Here is a 14,003-nt window from a genome sequence, read left to right as displayed (position 1 = left end):
GTATCAGCCGTGTAAAGCACAGCACTGCACCTGTGGTTAGAGTACCTGGTTGGTACGGTCGTACAGATTTCGTCACCCGGGACTTCCTACAAAAAGAGAGAAAATGAACATGAGCGCCAACGAGAACCTGAGCGCGGCTGCTGCCCGCGCCACTCTGGACAAGCAACGCGCTGCCTACCTGGCGAATGAGCCATGGACTGCCGAGCAACGAATCGAGCTGATCGACCGTGCCATCGGCATGCTGGTCAATCACCAGGAGGAAATCGTCGAAGCGCTGGCGGCCGACTTCGGCCACCGCAGCCGCGACTTCTCCCGCATGTACGACGTGCTGAGCCCGCTGGCCTCGCTGAAATACGCCAAGGCCAACCTCGCCGAGTGGATGAAGCCCGACACCCGCGCCACCAACCGTGGCGAAGCCTGGGTGCAGTACCAGCCGAAGGGCGTGGTGGGCATCCTCACCGCCTGGAACTTCCCCGCGGTGATGATCTTCGGCGGCCTCGCCGATGCGCTGGCCGCGGGCAACCGGGTCATGCTCAAGCTCTCCGAATTCAACCCGAAGACTTCCGACCTGTTCGCCCGCCTGTTCGCCGAGGTCTATGCCGAGGATGAAGTGGCCGTGGTCACCGGCGGTCCGGAAGTCGGCCAGGCCTTCTGCAGCCTGCCGTTCGACCACTTGCTGTTCACTGGTGCGACCAGCATCGGCAAGCACGTGATGCGCGCCGCCGCCGAGAACCTGGTGCCGGTCACCCTGGAGCTGGGTGGCAAGTCGCCGACCATCATCTCCCGCTCGGCCGACCTGAAGACCGCGGTCACCAAGATCCTGACCGCCAAGCTGCACAATGCCGGGCAGATCTGCCTGGCGCCGGACTACGTGTTCGTCCCGGAAGAACTGCAGGACGAGTTCGTCGCCGCCGCCCAGGAAGTGGTCGCCAAGCTGTTCCCGACCCTGAAGGACAACCCGGACTACACCTCGGTGATCAACGCCCGTCACTTCGAGCGTCTGCACGGCTACCTGAACGAAGCGCGCGAAGCCGGCGTCGAGCTGATCGAGCTGAACCCGGCCGGCGAAGACTTCAGCGGCCAGCCGCACCACAAGATGATCCCGACCCTGCTGCGCAATCCGGGCGACGATCTGAAGGTGATGCAGGACGAGCTGTTCGGCCCGCTGCTGCCGTTCAAGCCGTACAAGGACATCACCGACGTGGTGGCCTTCATCAACGCCCGTCCGCGTCCGCTCGGCCTCTACTACTTCGGCCAGGATGCCGCCGAAGAGTCGCTGGTGCTGCGCCGCACCTGCTCCGGTGGCGTGACCATCAACAACGCGCTGCAGCATGCCGGCGTTGACACCATGCCGTTCGGCGGCGTCGGTGCCAGCGGCATGGGCTGCTACCACGGCTTCGATGGCTTCAAGACCTTCAGCCATGCCAAGTCGATCCTGCGCTCGGCCGATGGTCCGGACCTGATGCGTCCGCCCTATGTAGACCAGGTCCGGCAGATCGTCGGTTCGCTGATCACCCGCTAACGCTCCGCGAAGCACGGCGGCAGATCCCGCCGTGCCTTCCAACTTCATTTCCTTTATCGAGGGATAACCATGAAAGCAGCCGTATTCCACCAGCCGGGCACCCCGCTGAGCATCGAAGAAGTCGGCATCAGCAAGCCGGGTCCGCACGAGGTGCTGGTACGCACTGTCGCCGTGGGCATGTGCCACTCCGACCTGCACTTCGTCGATGGTCACTACCCGTGGCCGGCCGGCCCGGTAGTCCTGGGCCACGAAGCCGCCGGCATCGTCGAGGCTGTGGGCTCCCTGGTGCGCACCGTGAAGCCGGGCGACCACGTGGTGACCTGCCTGTCGGCCTTCTGCGGCCATTGCGAACATTGCGTCACCGGCCACCTGTCGCTGTGCATCTCCCCGGAGACCAAGCGCGGCCCGGAAGAAGAGTCGCGCCTGACCTACGTGCAGAAGCCGATGATGCAGTTCATCAACCTGTCCTCCTACGCCGAGCAGATGCTGGTGCACGAGAACGCGCTGGTGGCGATCCGCCAGGACATGCCGCTGGATCGCGCCGCGCTGCTGGGCTGCGCCGTCACCACCGGCACCGGTGCGGTGTTCAACACCGCCAAGGTGCAGCCGGGCCAGACCGTCGCGGTCATCGGCTGCGGCGGCATCGGCCTGTCGGCCATCAACGGCGCGGCGCTGGCCGGCGCCAGCCGCATCATCGCCATCGACATGCTCGACAACAAGCTTGAGCTGGCGCGGAAATTCGGTGCCACCGACGTGGTGAACGCGAAGAACGGCGATGCGGTCCAGCAGGTCATCGAGATGACCCGCGGCGGCGTGCATCATTCCTTCGAGTGCATCGGCCTCAAGCAGACCGCCGAGCAGGCGTTCTCCATGCTGGCACGTGGCGGCTGCGCCACCGTGATCGGCATGATCAAGCCCGGCGTGAAGCTGGACATCGATCCGATGCTGCTGCTCCACGAGCGCAAGATCCAGGGCTCGTTCATGGGTTCCAACCGCTTCCCGGTTGATCTGCCGAACCTGGTGGAGTTCTACATGCAGGGCCGCCTGAAGCTCGACGAGCTGATTTCCCAGCGCATCAAGCTGGAACAGATCAACGAAGGCTTCGACGAACTGCGCCGCGGCGAGCTGGCCCGCTCGGTGATCATGTTCGACCAGTAAGCATCGTGTCGCCGGGGCAGGGTAGTGGCCTTGCCCCGGTCGCAGTTGCAATGCCTGCGCCGGCGGAGATGCCAGTCTCCGCCGGCGCAGTCGTTTCCGGCATCCGCTTTGGCCGGAATGGCCTGATCCTGCCGCTTCCCACCTCGCCAGCACCTACCCACCGGGAGTAGCTCCCAACCCACCCCCCTCCATGAAACGATTGGTCTACGACGAAGTTCGGGCGCCGTGGCTCAGTCTGCGTGTATCTGCAGCGATGTTGCGGGCAACGAGCGCCATAAATCCACGTTTCAAGCAAGTCTGGAGACACGCATGAGCAACAAGGTGGTAGTAGCCGGTGTCGGCATGATTCCCTTCACCAAGCCGGGCGCGAGCCCGAGCTACATCGAGATGGGTAGCGACGCCGTGCGCCTGGCGCTGAAGGATGCCGGACTGGACTACGACAAGGTGCAGATGGCCTTCGCCGGCTACGTCTACGGCGACACCACCTGCGGCCAGGCCGTGCTCTATCGCGTGGGTCGCACCGCGATCCCGGTGTTCAACGTCAACAACGCCTGCGCCAGCGGCTCCAGCGCCCTCTACCTGGCGCGCGCCGCGGTGGAAAGCGGCCAGGTCGAATGCGCCCTGGCGGTCGGCTTCGAGCAGATGCAGTCGGGTCCGACCAAGTCCAACTTCCCCGACCGTCCGATTCCGCGCGGCGACTACCTGCCGATCCAGGACGAGCTGTGCGCCGATGCCGGCGATATCCCGCGCAACCTGATCACCTTCGGTGGCGCCGGTCGCGAGCACATGCGCAAGTACGGCACGAAGATGGAAACCTTCGCCGCGATCCGCGCCAAGGCCAGCCGCCATGCCGCTAACAACCCGCTGGCGCTGTTCAAGAAGATCGTCACCACCGAAGACGTGATGAACGACACCCTGATGTGGCCGGGCGTGATGACCCGCATGATGGCCTGCCCGCCGACCTGCGGCGCCGCCGCCGCGATCATCTGCACCGAGGCCTTCGCCAAGCGCCATGGCCTGCGCACCGACGTGGCCATCCTGGCCCAGGCGATGACCACCGACCCGGTCGAATCCTTCGAGCCGAAGACCATGATCGGCTTCGTCGGCGCCCACATGGCCGAGCGCGCTTCCCGCGCCGTGTACGAGAAGGCCGGCGTCGGCCCGCAGGACGTGCGCGTGGTCGAGTTGCACGACTGCTTCGCCCATAACGAGCTGCTGACCTACGAATCCCTCGGCCTGTGCGCCGAAGGCACCGCCGAGAAGTTCGTCCTCGACGGCGACAACACCTACGGCGGCCGCGTGGTCACCAACCCGTCCGGCGGCCTGCTGTGCAAGGGCCACCCGCTGGGCGCCACCGGCCTGGCGCAGTGCTACGAGCTGACCCAGCAACTGCGCGGCAATGCCGATGCGCGCCAGGTCGACGGCGTGCAGATCGCCCTGCAGCACAACCTCGGCCTCGGCGGCGCCTGCGTCGTCACCATGTACGGCAAGAACTGATCCGATTTTCTTCTGGCCGCGCCTGGCGCGGCCCTACCTCGCAAACCAGATAACAGGAGTCATTCCATGGGTACTCTGCAAGGCAAAGTCGCCATCGTTACCGGTTCCGGCCGCGGCATCGGCCGTGCCATCGCCCTGAAATTCGTCAGCGAAGGCGCCAAGGTCGTGATCAACGACCTCGACCAGGCTCCGGCCGATGAAGTGGTTGCGGAAGTCCGCGCCCTCGGCGGCGAAGCCGTAGCCTGCTGCGGCAACGTATCTGCCTCCGACTTCGGCGACCGTTGCGTGAAGACCGCGCTGGACGCCTTCGGCCGCATCGACATCATCGTCAACAACGCCGGCTTCACCTGGGACAACGTGATCCAGAAGATGTCCGAAGAGCAGTGGGACGCCGTCGTCGACTGCCACCTGAAAGCGCCGTTCATGCTGCTCAAGGCCGCCTACCCGTACTTCCGCGAAGCCGCCAAGGCAGAAGCCGAAGCCGGCGAGGTGGTGTACCGCAAGATCGTCAACATCTCCTCCGTCGCTGGCACCGGCGGTGCCGCCGGCCAGGTCAACTACTCCGCCGCCAAGTCCGGGATCATGGGTCTGACCAAGTCCATGGCCAAGGAGTGGGGCCGCCTGAACATCAACGTCAACTGCGTTGCCTTCGGCGCCATCGAGACCCGCCTGACCCAGGCCACCACCGAAGAGAAGACCGTCAACGTCGAAGGTCGCGAAATCAAGGTCGGCGTACACCCGGACCGTATCGCCGCTGCCTACCGCGACACCCCGCTGGGCCGCTTCGGCACTCCGGAAGAGGCTGCCGGCTCGGTCTACATGTTCTGCATCCCTGAATCCAACTTCGTCAGCGGTCAGACCATCATCTGCGGCGGCGGCCGCGGCGGCTTCTAAGGAAGTCGTGCACATGCCGGCCGCGCGCCGGCATGTGCCAGCACCAACAAGAAGAAACCGCCATCGAGGCGGGCAGGGGAGCAACCTCAGGGAGCCGTGGCCATGCCGATACCGACCAGAAACTGCGAGCACCGACCAGCGGGCGCCGCCAATCAAGCGGAGTGGTCCGGACGCCATCTGTTCAGCCATCTCGAAGCAAGTGCCACAGCGACGCCCGGCGGGGCGGCCTTCCGTTACCGCGACCAGCGGATCAGCTACAGCGAGGCGCACAGGGCGGTCCTGTCGCTGGCCGGCTACCTGCAGCAGCACCTGAGCGTCGAGCGCGGCGACCGTGTCCTGCTGCTGATGGAGGACTGCCCGCACTTCGTCATCGCCTGGTACGCCATCCAGCGCTGCGAGGCGGTGGTGGTGGCGATCAGCCCGGCAAGCAGCGCCGAGGAGATCGCCCGTTACGCAGAGGACTCCGGCAGCCGGGTGCTCATCACCACCCGGGAAATGCTCGGCAAGGCCGGGGCGCTGCTCGATTCCGGCAGTCTCGCCGGCTGCATCGTCGGCGCCGGGAACGAATCGCCAGCCGTTGTCGGGGGAGGGCGGAACGCGTCGCGCGACGACCGCTTCCGCACCGAGATACACGAATTCAGTGGCGCGCTCGCCGCCGGCATCGCACCCACGCCCATGCGTGGCGGCTGCGAGCCTTCGGCGATCGGCTATGCCGACGGCGCCAGGGTCGCAACCGGCGAAGTGCCGCAGATGATCGAGCGGCTGCTGGATGCGCTCGGCAGCGAATGACAGCCATACCCGCGACTGCGTGAGTGCGCAGCGCACGGACAACATTTTCAAGCTGCCGTACAGCACGGCAGCCCAGCAGCGGAAGAAAACAGCATGAGTCAAATCGCATCCACCGCCTCCAACCTGTCCCCGGAGCATCGCGAAATCCGCGAAGCGATCCTGAAGATCTGCGAGCGCTTCGACGCCGACTACTGGCTGGAAAAAGACAAGCACGGCGGCTTCCCCACCGAGTTCCACCAGGCCCTGGCGCAGGACGGCTGGCTGGGCATCTGCATTCCGGAAGCCTACGGCGGCTCGGGTCTGGGCATCACCGAAGCGACTGTGATGATGCAGGCTATCGCCGAATCCGGCGCCGGCATGAGCGGCGCCTCGGCGGTGCACATGAACATCTTCGGCCTCAACCCGGTGGTCGTGTTCGGCACCGAGGAGCAGAAGCACCGCATGCTGCCGCCGCTGATCGCCGGCAAGGACCGCACCTGCTTCATGGTCACCGAGCCGAACACCGGCCTCAACACCACCCAGCTCAAGACCCGCGCCGTGCGTGACGGCGACCACTACGTGCTGAGCGGTGTGAAGACCTTCATCTCCACCGCCAGCATCGCCGAGAAGATGCTGATCCTGGCGCGCACCACGCCGCTGGAAGAGGTGAAGAACAAGACCGAGGGGCTGTCGCTGTTCTACACCGACTTCGACCGCAGCTGCATCGAAGTGCACGAGATCGACAAGATGGGCCGCAAGGCGATCGACACCAACCAGGTGTTCATCGACGGCCTGCGCGTACCGGTGGCGGACCGCATCGGCGAGGAAGGCAAGGGCTTCAAGTACATCCTCCACGGGATGAACGCCGAGCGCATCCTGGTCGCCGGCGAAGCGGTGGGCCTGGGCCGCGCCGCCCTGGCCCGCGCTTCCCAGTACGCGCTGGAGCGTGAAGTGTTCAACCGCCCGATCGGCAAGAACCAGGCGATCCAGCATCCGCTGGCGAAGAACTGGATGGAGCTGGAAGCGGCCAACCTGATGACCTTCCACGCCGCCGCCAAGTTCGACCGTAACGAGGAATGCGGGGTCGAGGCGGGCGCCGCCAAGTACCTGGGCGCCGAAGCCGGCTACAGCGCCTGCGAGACCGCGGTGATGACCCACGGCGGCTACGGCTACGCCAAGGAGTACCACGTCGAGCGCTACATGCGCGAAGCGATGATCCCGCGCATCGCCCCGGTGAGCCGCGAGATGATCCTCTGCTTCATCGCCGAGAAGGTCCTCGGCATGCCGAAGTCCTACTGAGGAACGACCATGGCCGAGAACAACGTGCTGTCCCTCGAGGTCGGCATCTATTGGGATGACCTGCCGGTCGGTACGCGCTTCCACACCAAGAAGCGCACCGTCACCGAGACCGACCTGGTGAACTTCGTCAACCTGACCTGGCTGACCGAGGAACTCTTCACCAACGCCGACCCGGCGGACCGCGCCAGCATGGGCATCCAGGGCCGCGTGGTGCCGGGCGGCCTGGTCTACACCTTCGCCGAGGGGCTGGTCGCGCCGTCGTTCCAGGCGTCCGGGATGGCCTTCCTCAACGCCGACCTGAACATGCAGGGCCCGACCTTCGTCGGCGACACCCTGCATGTGGAATGCGAAGTCATCGAAAGCCGCGCCACCTCCAAGCCCGACCGCGGCCTGGTACGGACGCGCAACGCGGTGGTCAACCAGCGCGGCGAGACCATATTGGTCTACACCCCGCTGCGCATGATGCGCCGCCGCAGCGCCTGAAAACGAAAAGCCCCGCCAAGTGCGGGGCTTTTTGTTGCGGAACTGTCTTGCGTAGGTTGGCGCTGAGCGCAGCGAAGCCCAACATCTGTCGAGCGCGGCATCGTTGGGCTTCGCAAGCTCAGCACCAACCTACGGGAGGCCGCTTCCGGCTCTGGCAGGGCCTGCTCTGTAGGTTGGCGCTGAACGCAGTGAAGCCCAACATCTGTCGGGCGTTGCATCGTTGGGCTTCGCGGGCTCAGCCCAACCTACAAATTTACAGCCCGCTTGAGCTGCTGCTGATGAAGATCGCCTTGCCCCGGGCGATCAGCCGGTCGCCTTCCATCACGCTGAGGCTGGCATGGGAGAGGGTGCGGCCGGCCTTGTGCACTTCCACGTGGGCCTCGATCCAGTCGCCGGGGCGGGCGGGGCTGAGGTAGTCGATGGTCAGGCTCACGGTCGCCATCGGCCGTTCCGAGCCGGTCGCCTGGATCACCGCCCAGCCGAAGGCGGTGTCGATCAGCGTGGCGAGGAAGCCGCCGTGGGCGATGTTCAGCGGGTTGAGATGCTGCTGGCGAATCCGCGCGCCGAGGATGCCGCGCTCCGTGTCCCGATACATGCCGGTGCACTGCCGGACGAAACCCGAGGCGCGCACCATCGGCTCGAAGCCGGGCGGCGGGTTGTCTTCGGCGACGGTGGATACCGGCGTTAGTTCGACTGCACTCATGGCGGGAGTCCTTTTCTTGTTGGGTCTTTCTAGTTGGAGCGATACCAACCCGGACGAAGCGGATATCTGCCCCGCGATCTTCCGGGCCTGAAACGGAACAGGCCCGGACAACGGTGTGCCGCCATCCGGGCCTGTCGGTCCTGCAAGCGAACTTACAGGGTACGCGCGATCAGTTCCTTCATCACTTCGTTGGAACCGCCGTAGATGCGCATCGGACGGGCGTTGGCGTACAGGCGCGCGATCGGGTACTCGAGCATGTAGCCGTAGCCGCCGTGCAACTGCAGGCATTCGTCGATCACGGTGTTGCACTGCTGGCTGACCCACCACTTGGCCATCGCGGCGGTGGTCGGGTCCAGCTCGTGGCGCACCATCTTGTTCATGCAGTCATCGACAAAGCTGCGGGCGATGGTCAGCAGGGTCTGGCACTCGGCCAGCTTGAAGCGGCTGTTCTGCATGTCCAGCAGGGACTGGCCGAACATCTTGCGCTCACGCACGTAGGCGATGGTTTCCTCGACGGCGCGCTCCATGTAGCCCAGGGCGCCCATGGCGATGAACATGCGCTCTTCGGGGAGCTGCTGCATCAACTGGATGAAGCCCTTGCCTTCTTCCGGACCGAGCAGGTTTTCCACCGGCACGCGCACGTCGTCGAAGAACAGCTCGGCGGTGTCCTGGGCCTTCTGGCCGATCTTCTCGAGGATGCGGCCACGGCGGAAGCCCGGCAGGTCCTTGAGTTCCAGGACGATGATGGAGATGCCCTTGGCGCCCTTGGTCGGGTCGGTCTTGCAGGCCAGCAGCACCAGGTCGGCGTGGTAGCCGTTGGTGATGAAGGTCTTCGAACCGTTGATCACATAGTGGTCGCCGTCGCGCACGGCGCGGGTCTTCATGTTCTGCAGGTCGGAACCGGCGCCCGGCTCGGTCATGGCGATGGCGCAGACCAGTTCGCCGCTGGCCATTTTCGGCAGCCACTTCTTTTTCTGCTCTTCGCTGGCGTAGCGCAGGATGTAGTGGGCGCTGATCGCGCTGTGCACGTTGGTGCCCATGCTGCCCAGGGACTTCGCCAGCTCGAAGGCGATGATGGCGTTGTGCGCGTGGCTGCCGCCCGCGCCGCCGTATTCTTCCGGGATGGCCGGCAGCAGCAGGCCGAATTCGCCAGCCTTCAGCCACACGTCACGGTCGATGTAGCCACGCTTGGTCCACTCTTCGTCGTGCGGGATCAGTTCTTCGTTGAAGAAGCGGCGAACCGACTCCTGGAAGATCGCCATGTCTTCCGTCATCCACGATGGCCTGTAGCTCATGAAAGTTCCTCGAATAGGGTTGTTGCTGTCTCGCTCCCAATCCTAGGGGCGGCGTGCGAGCGGATCGACCGTCGAAGGGATGAACCTGCGGAGGAATCGCTCCCGTTCGAATGGAGTAGAGGAAGCGCCGGTCAAGGCGGGCAGGGCGGGCGCAACCCGCCCTGGATTCTCTCGATGAGGTCGGCAGGGCTGCTTTTCTGTAGGAGCAACTGTCTTGCAGCCGATGCCGGGGTGTCCTTGTAGGAGCCAGCTTGCTGGCGATCAATGGTGTCAACTGGCAACTCGGTGCCAGGTGAAATTCCGGATCGCCAGCAAGCTGGCTCCTACAGTTTCCTCCGCGCGCCGCAGCTGACCGTGAGCAACTGTCTGCATCGTCATGATGCTTCCCCCTCACCCTAGCCCTCTCCCGGAGGGAGAGGGGACTATTCGGAGTCGCCGGCTGGCATGGTGTACCACCCCACACCGTCGCGCCCCCTCTCCCTCCGGGAGAGGGTTGGGGTGAGGGAATCGCAACGCCGGTGCTTCCGTAGCGGGCCCGCGAATCGCACGCATGGCGTGCTCCCGCCTCGGCGCAGTCCGCACGGGCTACCCCGCCTAGTCCATTCGGAGGTGCCTGTAGTTCCTCCGCAAGTTCATCCCTTCGACGGTCGCTGCGCGCTGGTGCGCTCCCTAGGATTGTCGACAACGGCGGCAAAGCCTTTGTCCCGGGCCTGCCGGACCTAACCAGCGTGCGCTCCGCCGAGCGAGCGTCAACAACAAGAGGAGTGAACATCAATGGCAGACAAGAGCCTGATCGGTCGTCACGTCGCCACGACCAGCGCCGAAGTCGAGAAGGGCCGCCTGCGCTTCTTCGCCAAGGCCATCGGCGAGACCGACCCGGTCTACACCGACGAAGCCGCCGCCAAGGCCGCCGGCTACAAGTCGCTGCTGGTTCCGCCGACCTTCCTGAAATGCATCGAAGGCGAAGGCCGCGATACCCGTGCCTTCCTGGACCTGATCGGTTTCGAGATCGCCCGCATCCTGCACGCCGAGCAGTCGTTCGTGTACCACAACCTGGCGTTCGCCGGTGACGTGCTGACCTTCGAAACCCGCATCTCGGAAATCTACGAGAAGAAGGGCGGCGCCCTGCAGTTCGCGGTCACCGAGACCCGCGTCACCAACCAGGATGGCGTGCACATCGCCGACGTCCGTTCCTCCCTCGTCCAGCGCTAAGGAGCCATTCGATGACCACCCAGTTCTCCGATATCCAGGTTGGCGACGAGATCCCGCTGCTGCAGCTGCCGGCCATCAACCGCACCACCCTGGCCCTGTACTGCGGCGCTTCGGGCGACCACAACCCGATCCACATCGACATCGATTTCGCCCGCAAGGCGCGCATGCCCGACGTGTTCGCCCACGGCATGCTGTCCGCTGCCTACCTCGGCCGCCTGCTGACCAACTGGGTCCCGCAGTCGCAGCTGCGCAGCTACTCCGTGCGCTTCACCGGCATCACCCAGCTCGGCCACGTCCCGACCTGCACCGGCAAGATCACCGAGAAGTTCGAAGAGAACGGCGAGAAGCGCGTCCGCCTGGCCATTCGCTGCGGCAACCAGTACGGCGACGAGAAACTGGTCGGCGAAGCAGTCGTCGCCCTGGCCTGATAACCCATACGAACACGTCGTAGGGCGGGTGCAACCCGCCAATCGGCCACTCCGCTCCGGCGGGTTGCACCCGCCCTGCACAAGAATCCGAACAGGAACAGAACAATGAAGAAGCTCGAAGGTAAAGTCGCCCTGGTAACCGGCTCCGGCCGTGGCATCGGCCGCGAGGTCGCCCACCAACTGGCCGCATATGGCGCCAAGGTCGTGGTCAACGACCTGGACCAGGCTCCGGCTGACGAAGTAGTCGCGGAAATCCGTGCCGCCGGCGGCGAAGCCGTTGCCTGCGTGGGCAGCGTGACCGCTGTCGACTTCCCCGAGCGTTTCGTCAAGACCGCCGTCGACACCTATGGCGGTATCGACATCATCGTCAACAACGCCGGCTACACTTGGGACAACGTGATCCAGAAGATGAGCGACGAGCAGTGGTACGCCATCATGGACTGCCACCTGACCGCTCCCTTCCGCATCCTGCGTGCCGCCCAGCCGTTCATCAGCGCCGCCGCCAAGAAAGAGGCCGCTGAGGGCAAGGAAGTGTTCCGCAAGATCGTAAACATCTCCTCCGGAGCCGCTGGCGGCAACGTTGGCCAGACCAACTACTCCTCGGCCAAGGCCGGCATCATGGGCATGACCAAGACCCTGGCGAAGGAGTGGGGCCGCCTGAAGGTCAACGTCAACTGCATCGCTTTCGGCCACATCGAAACCCGCCTGACCGAGCCCTTCGCCGGTGCGGACAGCAAGACCGTCAACATCGAAGGTCGCGAGATCAAGGTCGGTATCAGCGAGCAACTGGTAGAGCGCGCCAAGACCGGCATCCCGCTGGGCCGTCCGGGCACTCCGAAGGAAGCTGCCGGTTCCGTGCTGCTGTTCTGCCTGCCGGAATCCAACTACCTGTCCGGCCAGGTCCTGTACTGCGCCGGCGGCCCGCGCTAAGGCCCGTCTGCCGCGCCCCCTCGCGTCGCCGGACGCGAGGATGGGCAAGCGGCCCGCAATACTCCGCGAGCGGCCGTCCATGACCCGGACGGCCATCGCAGCGCCAGGGATGGTCACCGAATTTCCGCGTGCAAGGGATGGAAGCAGGCCCGTTTCGCGCGGAATTCCCTATTTCATTACCGCCAGTCCGGCACGGCGGTAACAGCGACACCACTGGTTAATAGCAACAAGAATTGGAGTTTCGCATGTACATCACCCAGGGTTTGCACCGCCACCTTCAGCAGCGTCCGCATGCCACTGCCATACGTTATCTGGGACGGGGCATCAGCTATGCCGAGTTCGGCGACCGCGTCGCTCGGCTGGCTGGTGCGCTGCAGAAGCTCGGGGTGGCCAGCGGTGACCGCGTGGCGATGCTTTCGGCCAACTCCCTGCGCTACATCGAGTATTACCTGGCGGTGCCCTGGGCCGATGCAGTGGTCAACCCGGTCAATTACCGCTGGAGCCTGGCGGAAATCGTCTATTCGCTGGACGATTCGGGCACCACGGTGCTGATGGTCGATGACAACTACAAGCACCTTGGGCAGCAGATTCTCGATACCGCCAAGACCGTGCGCACGCTGATCTATGCAGGCGACGGCGAAACCCCGGACGGCATGCTCTCCTACGAGGCGCTGATCGCCGAGAGCGAGCCGGTCGAGGATGCCCGCCGCGGTGGCGACTCCCTGCTCGGTATCTTCTACACCGGCGGCACCACGGGCTTCCCGAAAGGCGTGATGCTCAGCCACATCGGTGTGTGCTTCAACGCCATGGCATCGCAGGTGATGGGGCGTTGTGTCGCCGGGACCGTCTTCCTGCACTCCATGCCGATGTTCCACCTGGCCGATTTCGCCGCCATGGTTTCGCTGTTCATCAGCGGGGGCACCCACGTCGTCCTGCCGGCCTATACGCCCAAGGCGCTGCTGGAGGCGGTGCACAACGAGAAGATCAACGAGATCCTCCTCGCGCCGACCATGATCCAGATGCTGCTGGACTATCGCGAGGCCAATCCCGAGGCGAAGGAGTACGACCTCGGTTCGATCCTGCGCATCGGCTATGGCGCGTCGCCGATCACTCCGGCGCTGCTGAAACGCGCCCGTGAAATGTTCCCCTCGGCCGGTTTCGCCCAGGGTTACGGCATGACCGAGCTGTCGCCCGGCGCCACCCAGCTGACCGCCGAGTATCACTCCCCCGAACACGAGGCCAGCGGCAAGATGCATTCCGCCGGCAAGCCGTACAGCCATGTGGAAGTCCGCATCGTCGACGAGAACGACAACGAGGTTCCGCGGCGTACCGTCGGCGAGATCGTGGTGCGCGGCCCGAGCGTGATGCTCGGCTACTGGAACAAGCCGGAAGCCACCGCCGAGGCGCTGCGCAACGGCTGGATGCACACCGGCGACGGCGGCTACATGGACGAGGACGGTTTCGTCTACGTCTGCGACCGCCTGAAGGACATGATCGTCAGCGGTGGCGAGAACATCTACTCCGCCGAGGTCGAGACCGCGATCTCCAGCCATCCGGCGGTCGCCCAGGCGGCTGTGATCGGCATCCCCAGCGACAAGTGGGGTGAGACCGTGCACGCGGTGATCGTCCTGAAACCGGGTTGCAACGCCACCCAGGACGAGATCGTCGCCCACTGCCGCGAGCGCATCGCCGGCTACAAGTGCCCGCGCAGCATCGAGTTCAGCGAGGCGCTGCCGCTGTCCAGCGTCGGCAAGGTGCTGAAGACCGAGCTGCGCAAGCCGTTCTGGGAAGGCCGCGCGCGCGGTATCGCCTGA

General features: G+C 65.0%; 13 protein-coding genes. 11 read left to right on the top strand and 2 right to left on the bottom strand.

Features of this window, described 5'->3' with window-relative positions; genetic code table 11:
• The first annotated feature begins 109 nt into the window (after nt 1–109).
• The 7 genes from JFY56_RS01070 (at nt 110) to JFY56_RS01040 (ending at nt 7,621) form a co-directional block, all read left to right on the top strand.
• Nucleotides 110–1,522, top strand: coding sequence for a coniferyl aldehyde dehydrogenase (locus tag JFY56_RS01070; RefSeq protein WP_208312480.1), 1,413 nt, complete (start codon nt 110–112; stop codon nt 1,520–1,522).
• Nucleotides 1,523–1,591: 69 nt separating this feature from the next.
• Nucleotides 1,592–2,680, top strand: coding sequence for a Zn-dependent alcohol dehydrogenase (locus JFY56_RS01065; protein WP_208311638.1), 1,089 nt, complete (start codon nt 1,592–1,594; stop codon nt 2,678–2,680).
• A gap of 309 nt (nt 2,681–2,989) precedes the next feature.
• Nucleotides 2,990–4,177, top strand: coding sequence for a lipid-transfer protein (locus JFY56_RS01060; RefSeq protein ID WP_208311637.1), 1,188 nt, complete (start codon nt 2,990–2,992; stop codon nt 4,175–4,177).
• A gap of 66 nt (nt 4,178–4,243) precedes the next feature.
• Nucleotides 4,244–5,071, top strand: a complete 828-nt coding sequence (locus JFY56_RS01055; protein WP_208311636.1) for an SDR family NAD(P)-dependent oxidoreductase — start codon at nt 4,244–4,246, stop codon at nt 5,069–5,071.
• Between the two features lie 102 nt (nt 5,072–5,173).
• Nucleotides 5,174–5,860, top strand: coding sequence for an AMP-binding protein (locus tag JFY56_RS01050; protein WP_208311635.1), 687 nt, complete (start codon nt 5,174–5,176; stop codon nt 5,858–5,860).
• A gap of 93 nt (nt 5,861–5,953) precedes the next feature.
• On the top strand, nt 5,954–7,138 hold the full coding sequence (locus tag JFY56_RS01045) for an acyl-CoA dehydrogenase family protein (RefSeq protein ID WP_208311634.1): 1,185 nt from the start codon (nt 5,954–5,956) through the stop codon (nt 7,136–7,138).
• A 9-nt stretch (nt 7,139–7,147) separates the two neighbouring features.
• Complete coding sequence (locus JFY56_RS01040) at nt 7,148–7,621, top strand: FAS1-like dehydratase domain-containing protein (protein WP_208311633.1); 474 nt, start codon at nt 7,148–7,150, stop codon at nt 7,619–7,621.
• Nucleotides 7,622–7,874: 253 nt separating this feature from the next.
• Here JFY56_RS01040 and JFY56_RS01035 read toward each other — a convergent pair whose 3' ends face one another.
• Together JFY56_RS01035 and JFY56_RS01030 are read right to left on the bottom strand one after the other, a co-directional pair.
• The gene (locus JFY56_RS01035; protein ID WP_208311632.1) at nt 7,875–8,324 is read right to left on the bottom strand and encodes a PaaI family thioesterase; all 450 of its coding nucleotides are present in this window, start codon (nt 8,322–8,324) and stop codon (nt 7,875–7,877) included.
• Between the two features lie 152 nt (nt 8,325–8,476).
• Complete coding sequence (locus JFY56_RS01030; protein WP_208311631.1) at nt 8,477–9,619, bottom strand: acyl-CoA dehydrogenase family protein; 1,143 nt, start codon at nt 9,617–9,619, stop codon at nt 8,477–8,479.
• A 774-nt stretch (nt 9,620–10,393) separates the two neighbouring features.
• Between JFY56_RS01030 and JFY56_RS01025 the strand changes: the two genes are divergently transcribed.
• The 4 genes from JFY56_RS01025 (at nt 10,394) to JFY56_RS01010 (ending at nt 14,003) form a co-directional block, all read left to right on the top strand.
• A complete protein-coding gene (locus JFY56_RS01025; RefSeq protein WP_208311630.1) occupies nt 10,394–10,831 on the top strand; it encodes a MaoC family dehydratase N-terminal domain-containing protein in 438 nt (145 codons plus the stop codon).
• 11 nt (nt 10,832–10,842) lie between these two features.
• Nucleotides 10,843–11,259, top strand: a complete 417-nt coding sequence (locus tag JFY56_RS01020; protein ID WP_208311629.1) for a MaoC family dehydratase — start codon at nt 10,843–10,845, stop codon at nt 11,257–11,259.
• A 105-nt stretch (nt 11,260–11,364) separates the two neighbouring features.
• Nucleotides 11,365–12,189 (top strand): SDR family NAD(P)-dependent oxidoreductase, encoded by an 825-nt coding sequence (locus JFY56_RS01015; RefSeq protein WP_208311628.1) that lies wholly within the window; start codon nt 11,365–11,367, stop codon nt 12,187–12,189.
• Between the two features lie 245 nt (nt 12,190–12,434).
• Nucleotides 12,435–14,003, top strand: a complete 1,569-nt coding sequence (locus JFY56_RS01010) for a long-chain-fatty-acid--CoA ligase (protein WP_208311627.1) — start codon at nt 12,435–12,437, stop codon at nt 14,001–14,003.

This window comes from Pseudomonas schmalbachii, from assembly GCF_017589465.1.
Classification (GTDB): domain Bacteria; phylum Pseudomonadota; class Gammaproteobacteria; order Pseudomonadales; family Pseudomonadaceae; genus Pseudomonas; species Pseudomonas schmalbachii.
This window is presented reverse-complemented; position numbering and strand designations above follow the sequence as displayed.

Coding starts and splice junctions, on each gene's coding strand:
- JFY56_RS01070 (WP_208312480.1), top strand. CDS start 110: ATGAGCGCCAACGAGAACCTGAGCGCGGCTGCTGCCCGCGCCACTCTG.
- JFY56_RS01065 (WP_208311638.1), top strand. CDS start 1,592: ATGAAAGCAGCCGTATTCCACCAGCCGGGCACCCCGCTGAGCATCGAA.
- JFY56_RS01060 (WP_208311637.1), top strand. CDS start 2,990: ATGAGCAACAAGGTGGTAGTAGCCGGTGTCGGCATGATTCCCTTCACC.
- JFY56_RS01055 (WP_208311636.1), top strand. CDS start 4,244: ATGGGTACTCTGCAAGGCAAAGTCGCCATCGTTACCGGTTCCGGCCGC.
- JFY56_RS01050 (WP_208311635.1), top strand. CDS start 5,174: ATGCCGATACCGACCAGAAACTGCGAGCACCGACCAGCGGGCGCCGCC.
- JFY56_RS01045 (WP_208311634.1), top strand. CDS start 5,954: ATGAGTCAAATCGCATCCACCGCCTCCAACCTGTCCCCGGAGCATCGC.
- JFY56_RS01040 (WP_208311633.1), top strand. CDS start 7,148: ATGGCCGAGAACAACGTGCTGTCCCTCGAGGTCGGCATCTATTGGGAT.
- JFY56_RS01035 (WP_208311632.1), bottom strand. CDS start 8,324: ATGAGTGCAGTCGAACTAACGCCGGTATCCACCGTCGCCGAAGACAAC.
- JFY56_RS01030 (WP_208311631.1), bottom strand. CDS start 9,619: ATGAGCTACAGGCCATCGTGGATGACGGAAGACATGGCGATCTTCCAG.
- JFY56_RS01025 (WP_208311630.1), top strand. CDS start 10,394: ATGGCAGACAAGAGCCTGATCGGTCGTCACGTCGCCACGACCAGCGCC.
- JFY56_RS01020 (WP_208311629.1), top strand. CDS start 10,843: ATGACCACCCAGTTCTCCGATATCCAGGTTGGCGACGAGATCCCGCTG.
- JFY56_RS01015 (WP_208311628.1), top strand. CDS start 11,365: ATGAAGAAGCTCGAAGGTAAAGTCGCCCTGGTAACCGGCTCCGGCCGT.
- JFY56_RS01010 (WP_208311627.1), top strand. CDS start 12,435: ATGTACATCACCCAGGGTTTGCACCGCCACCTTCAGCAGCGTCCGCAT.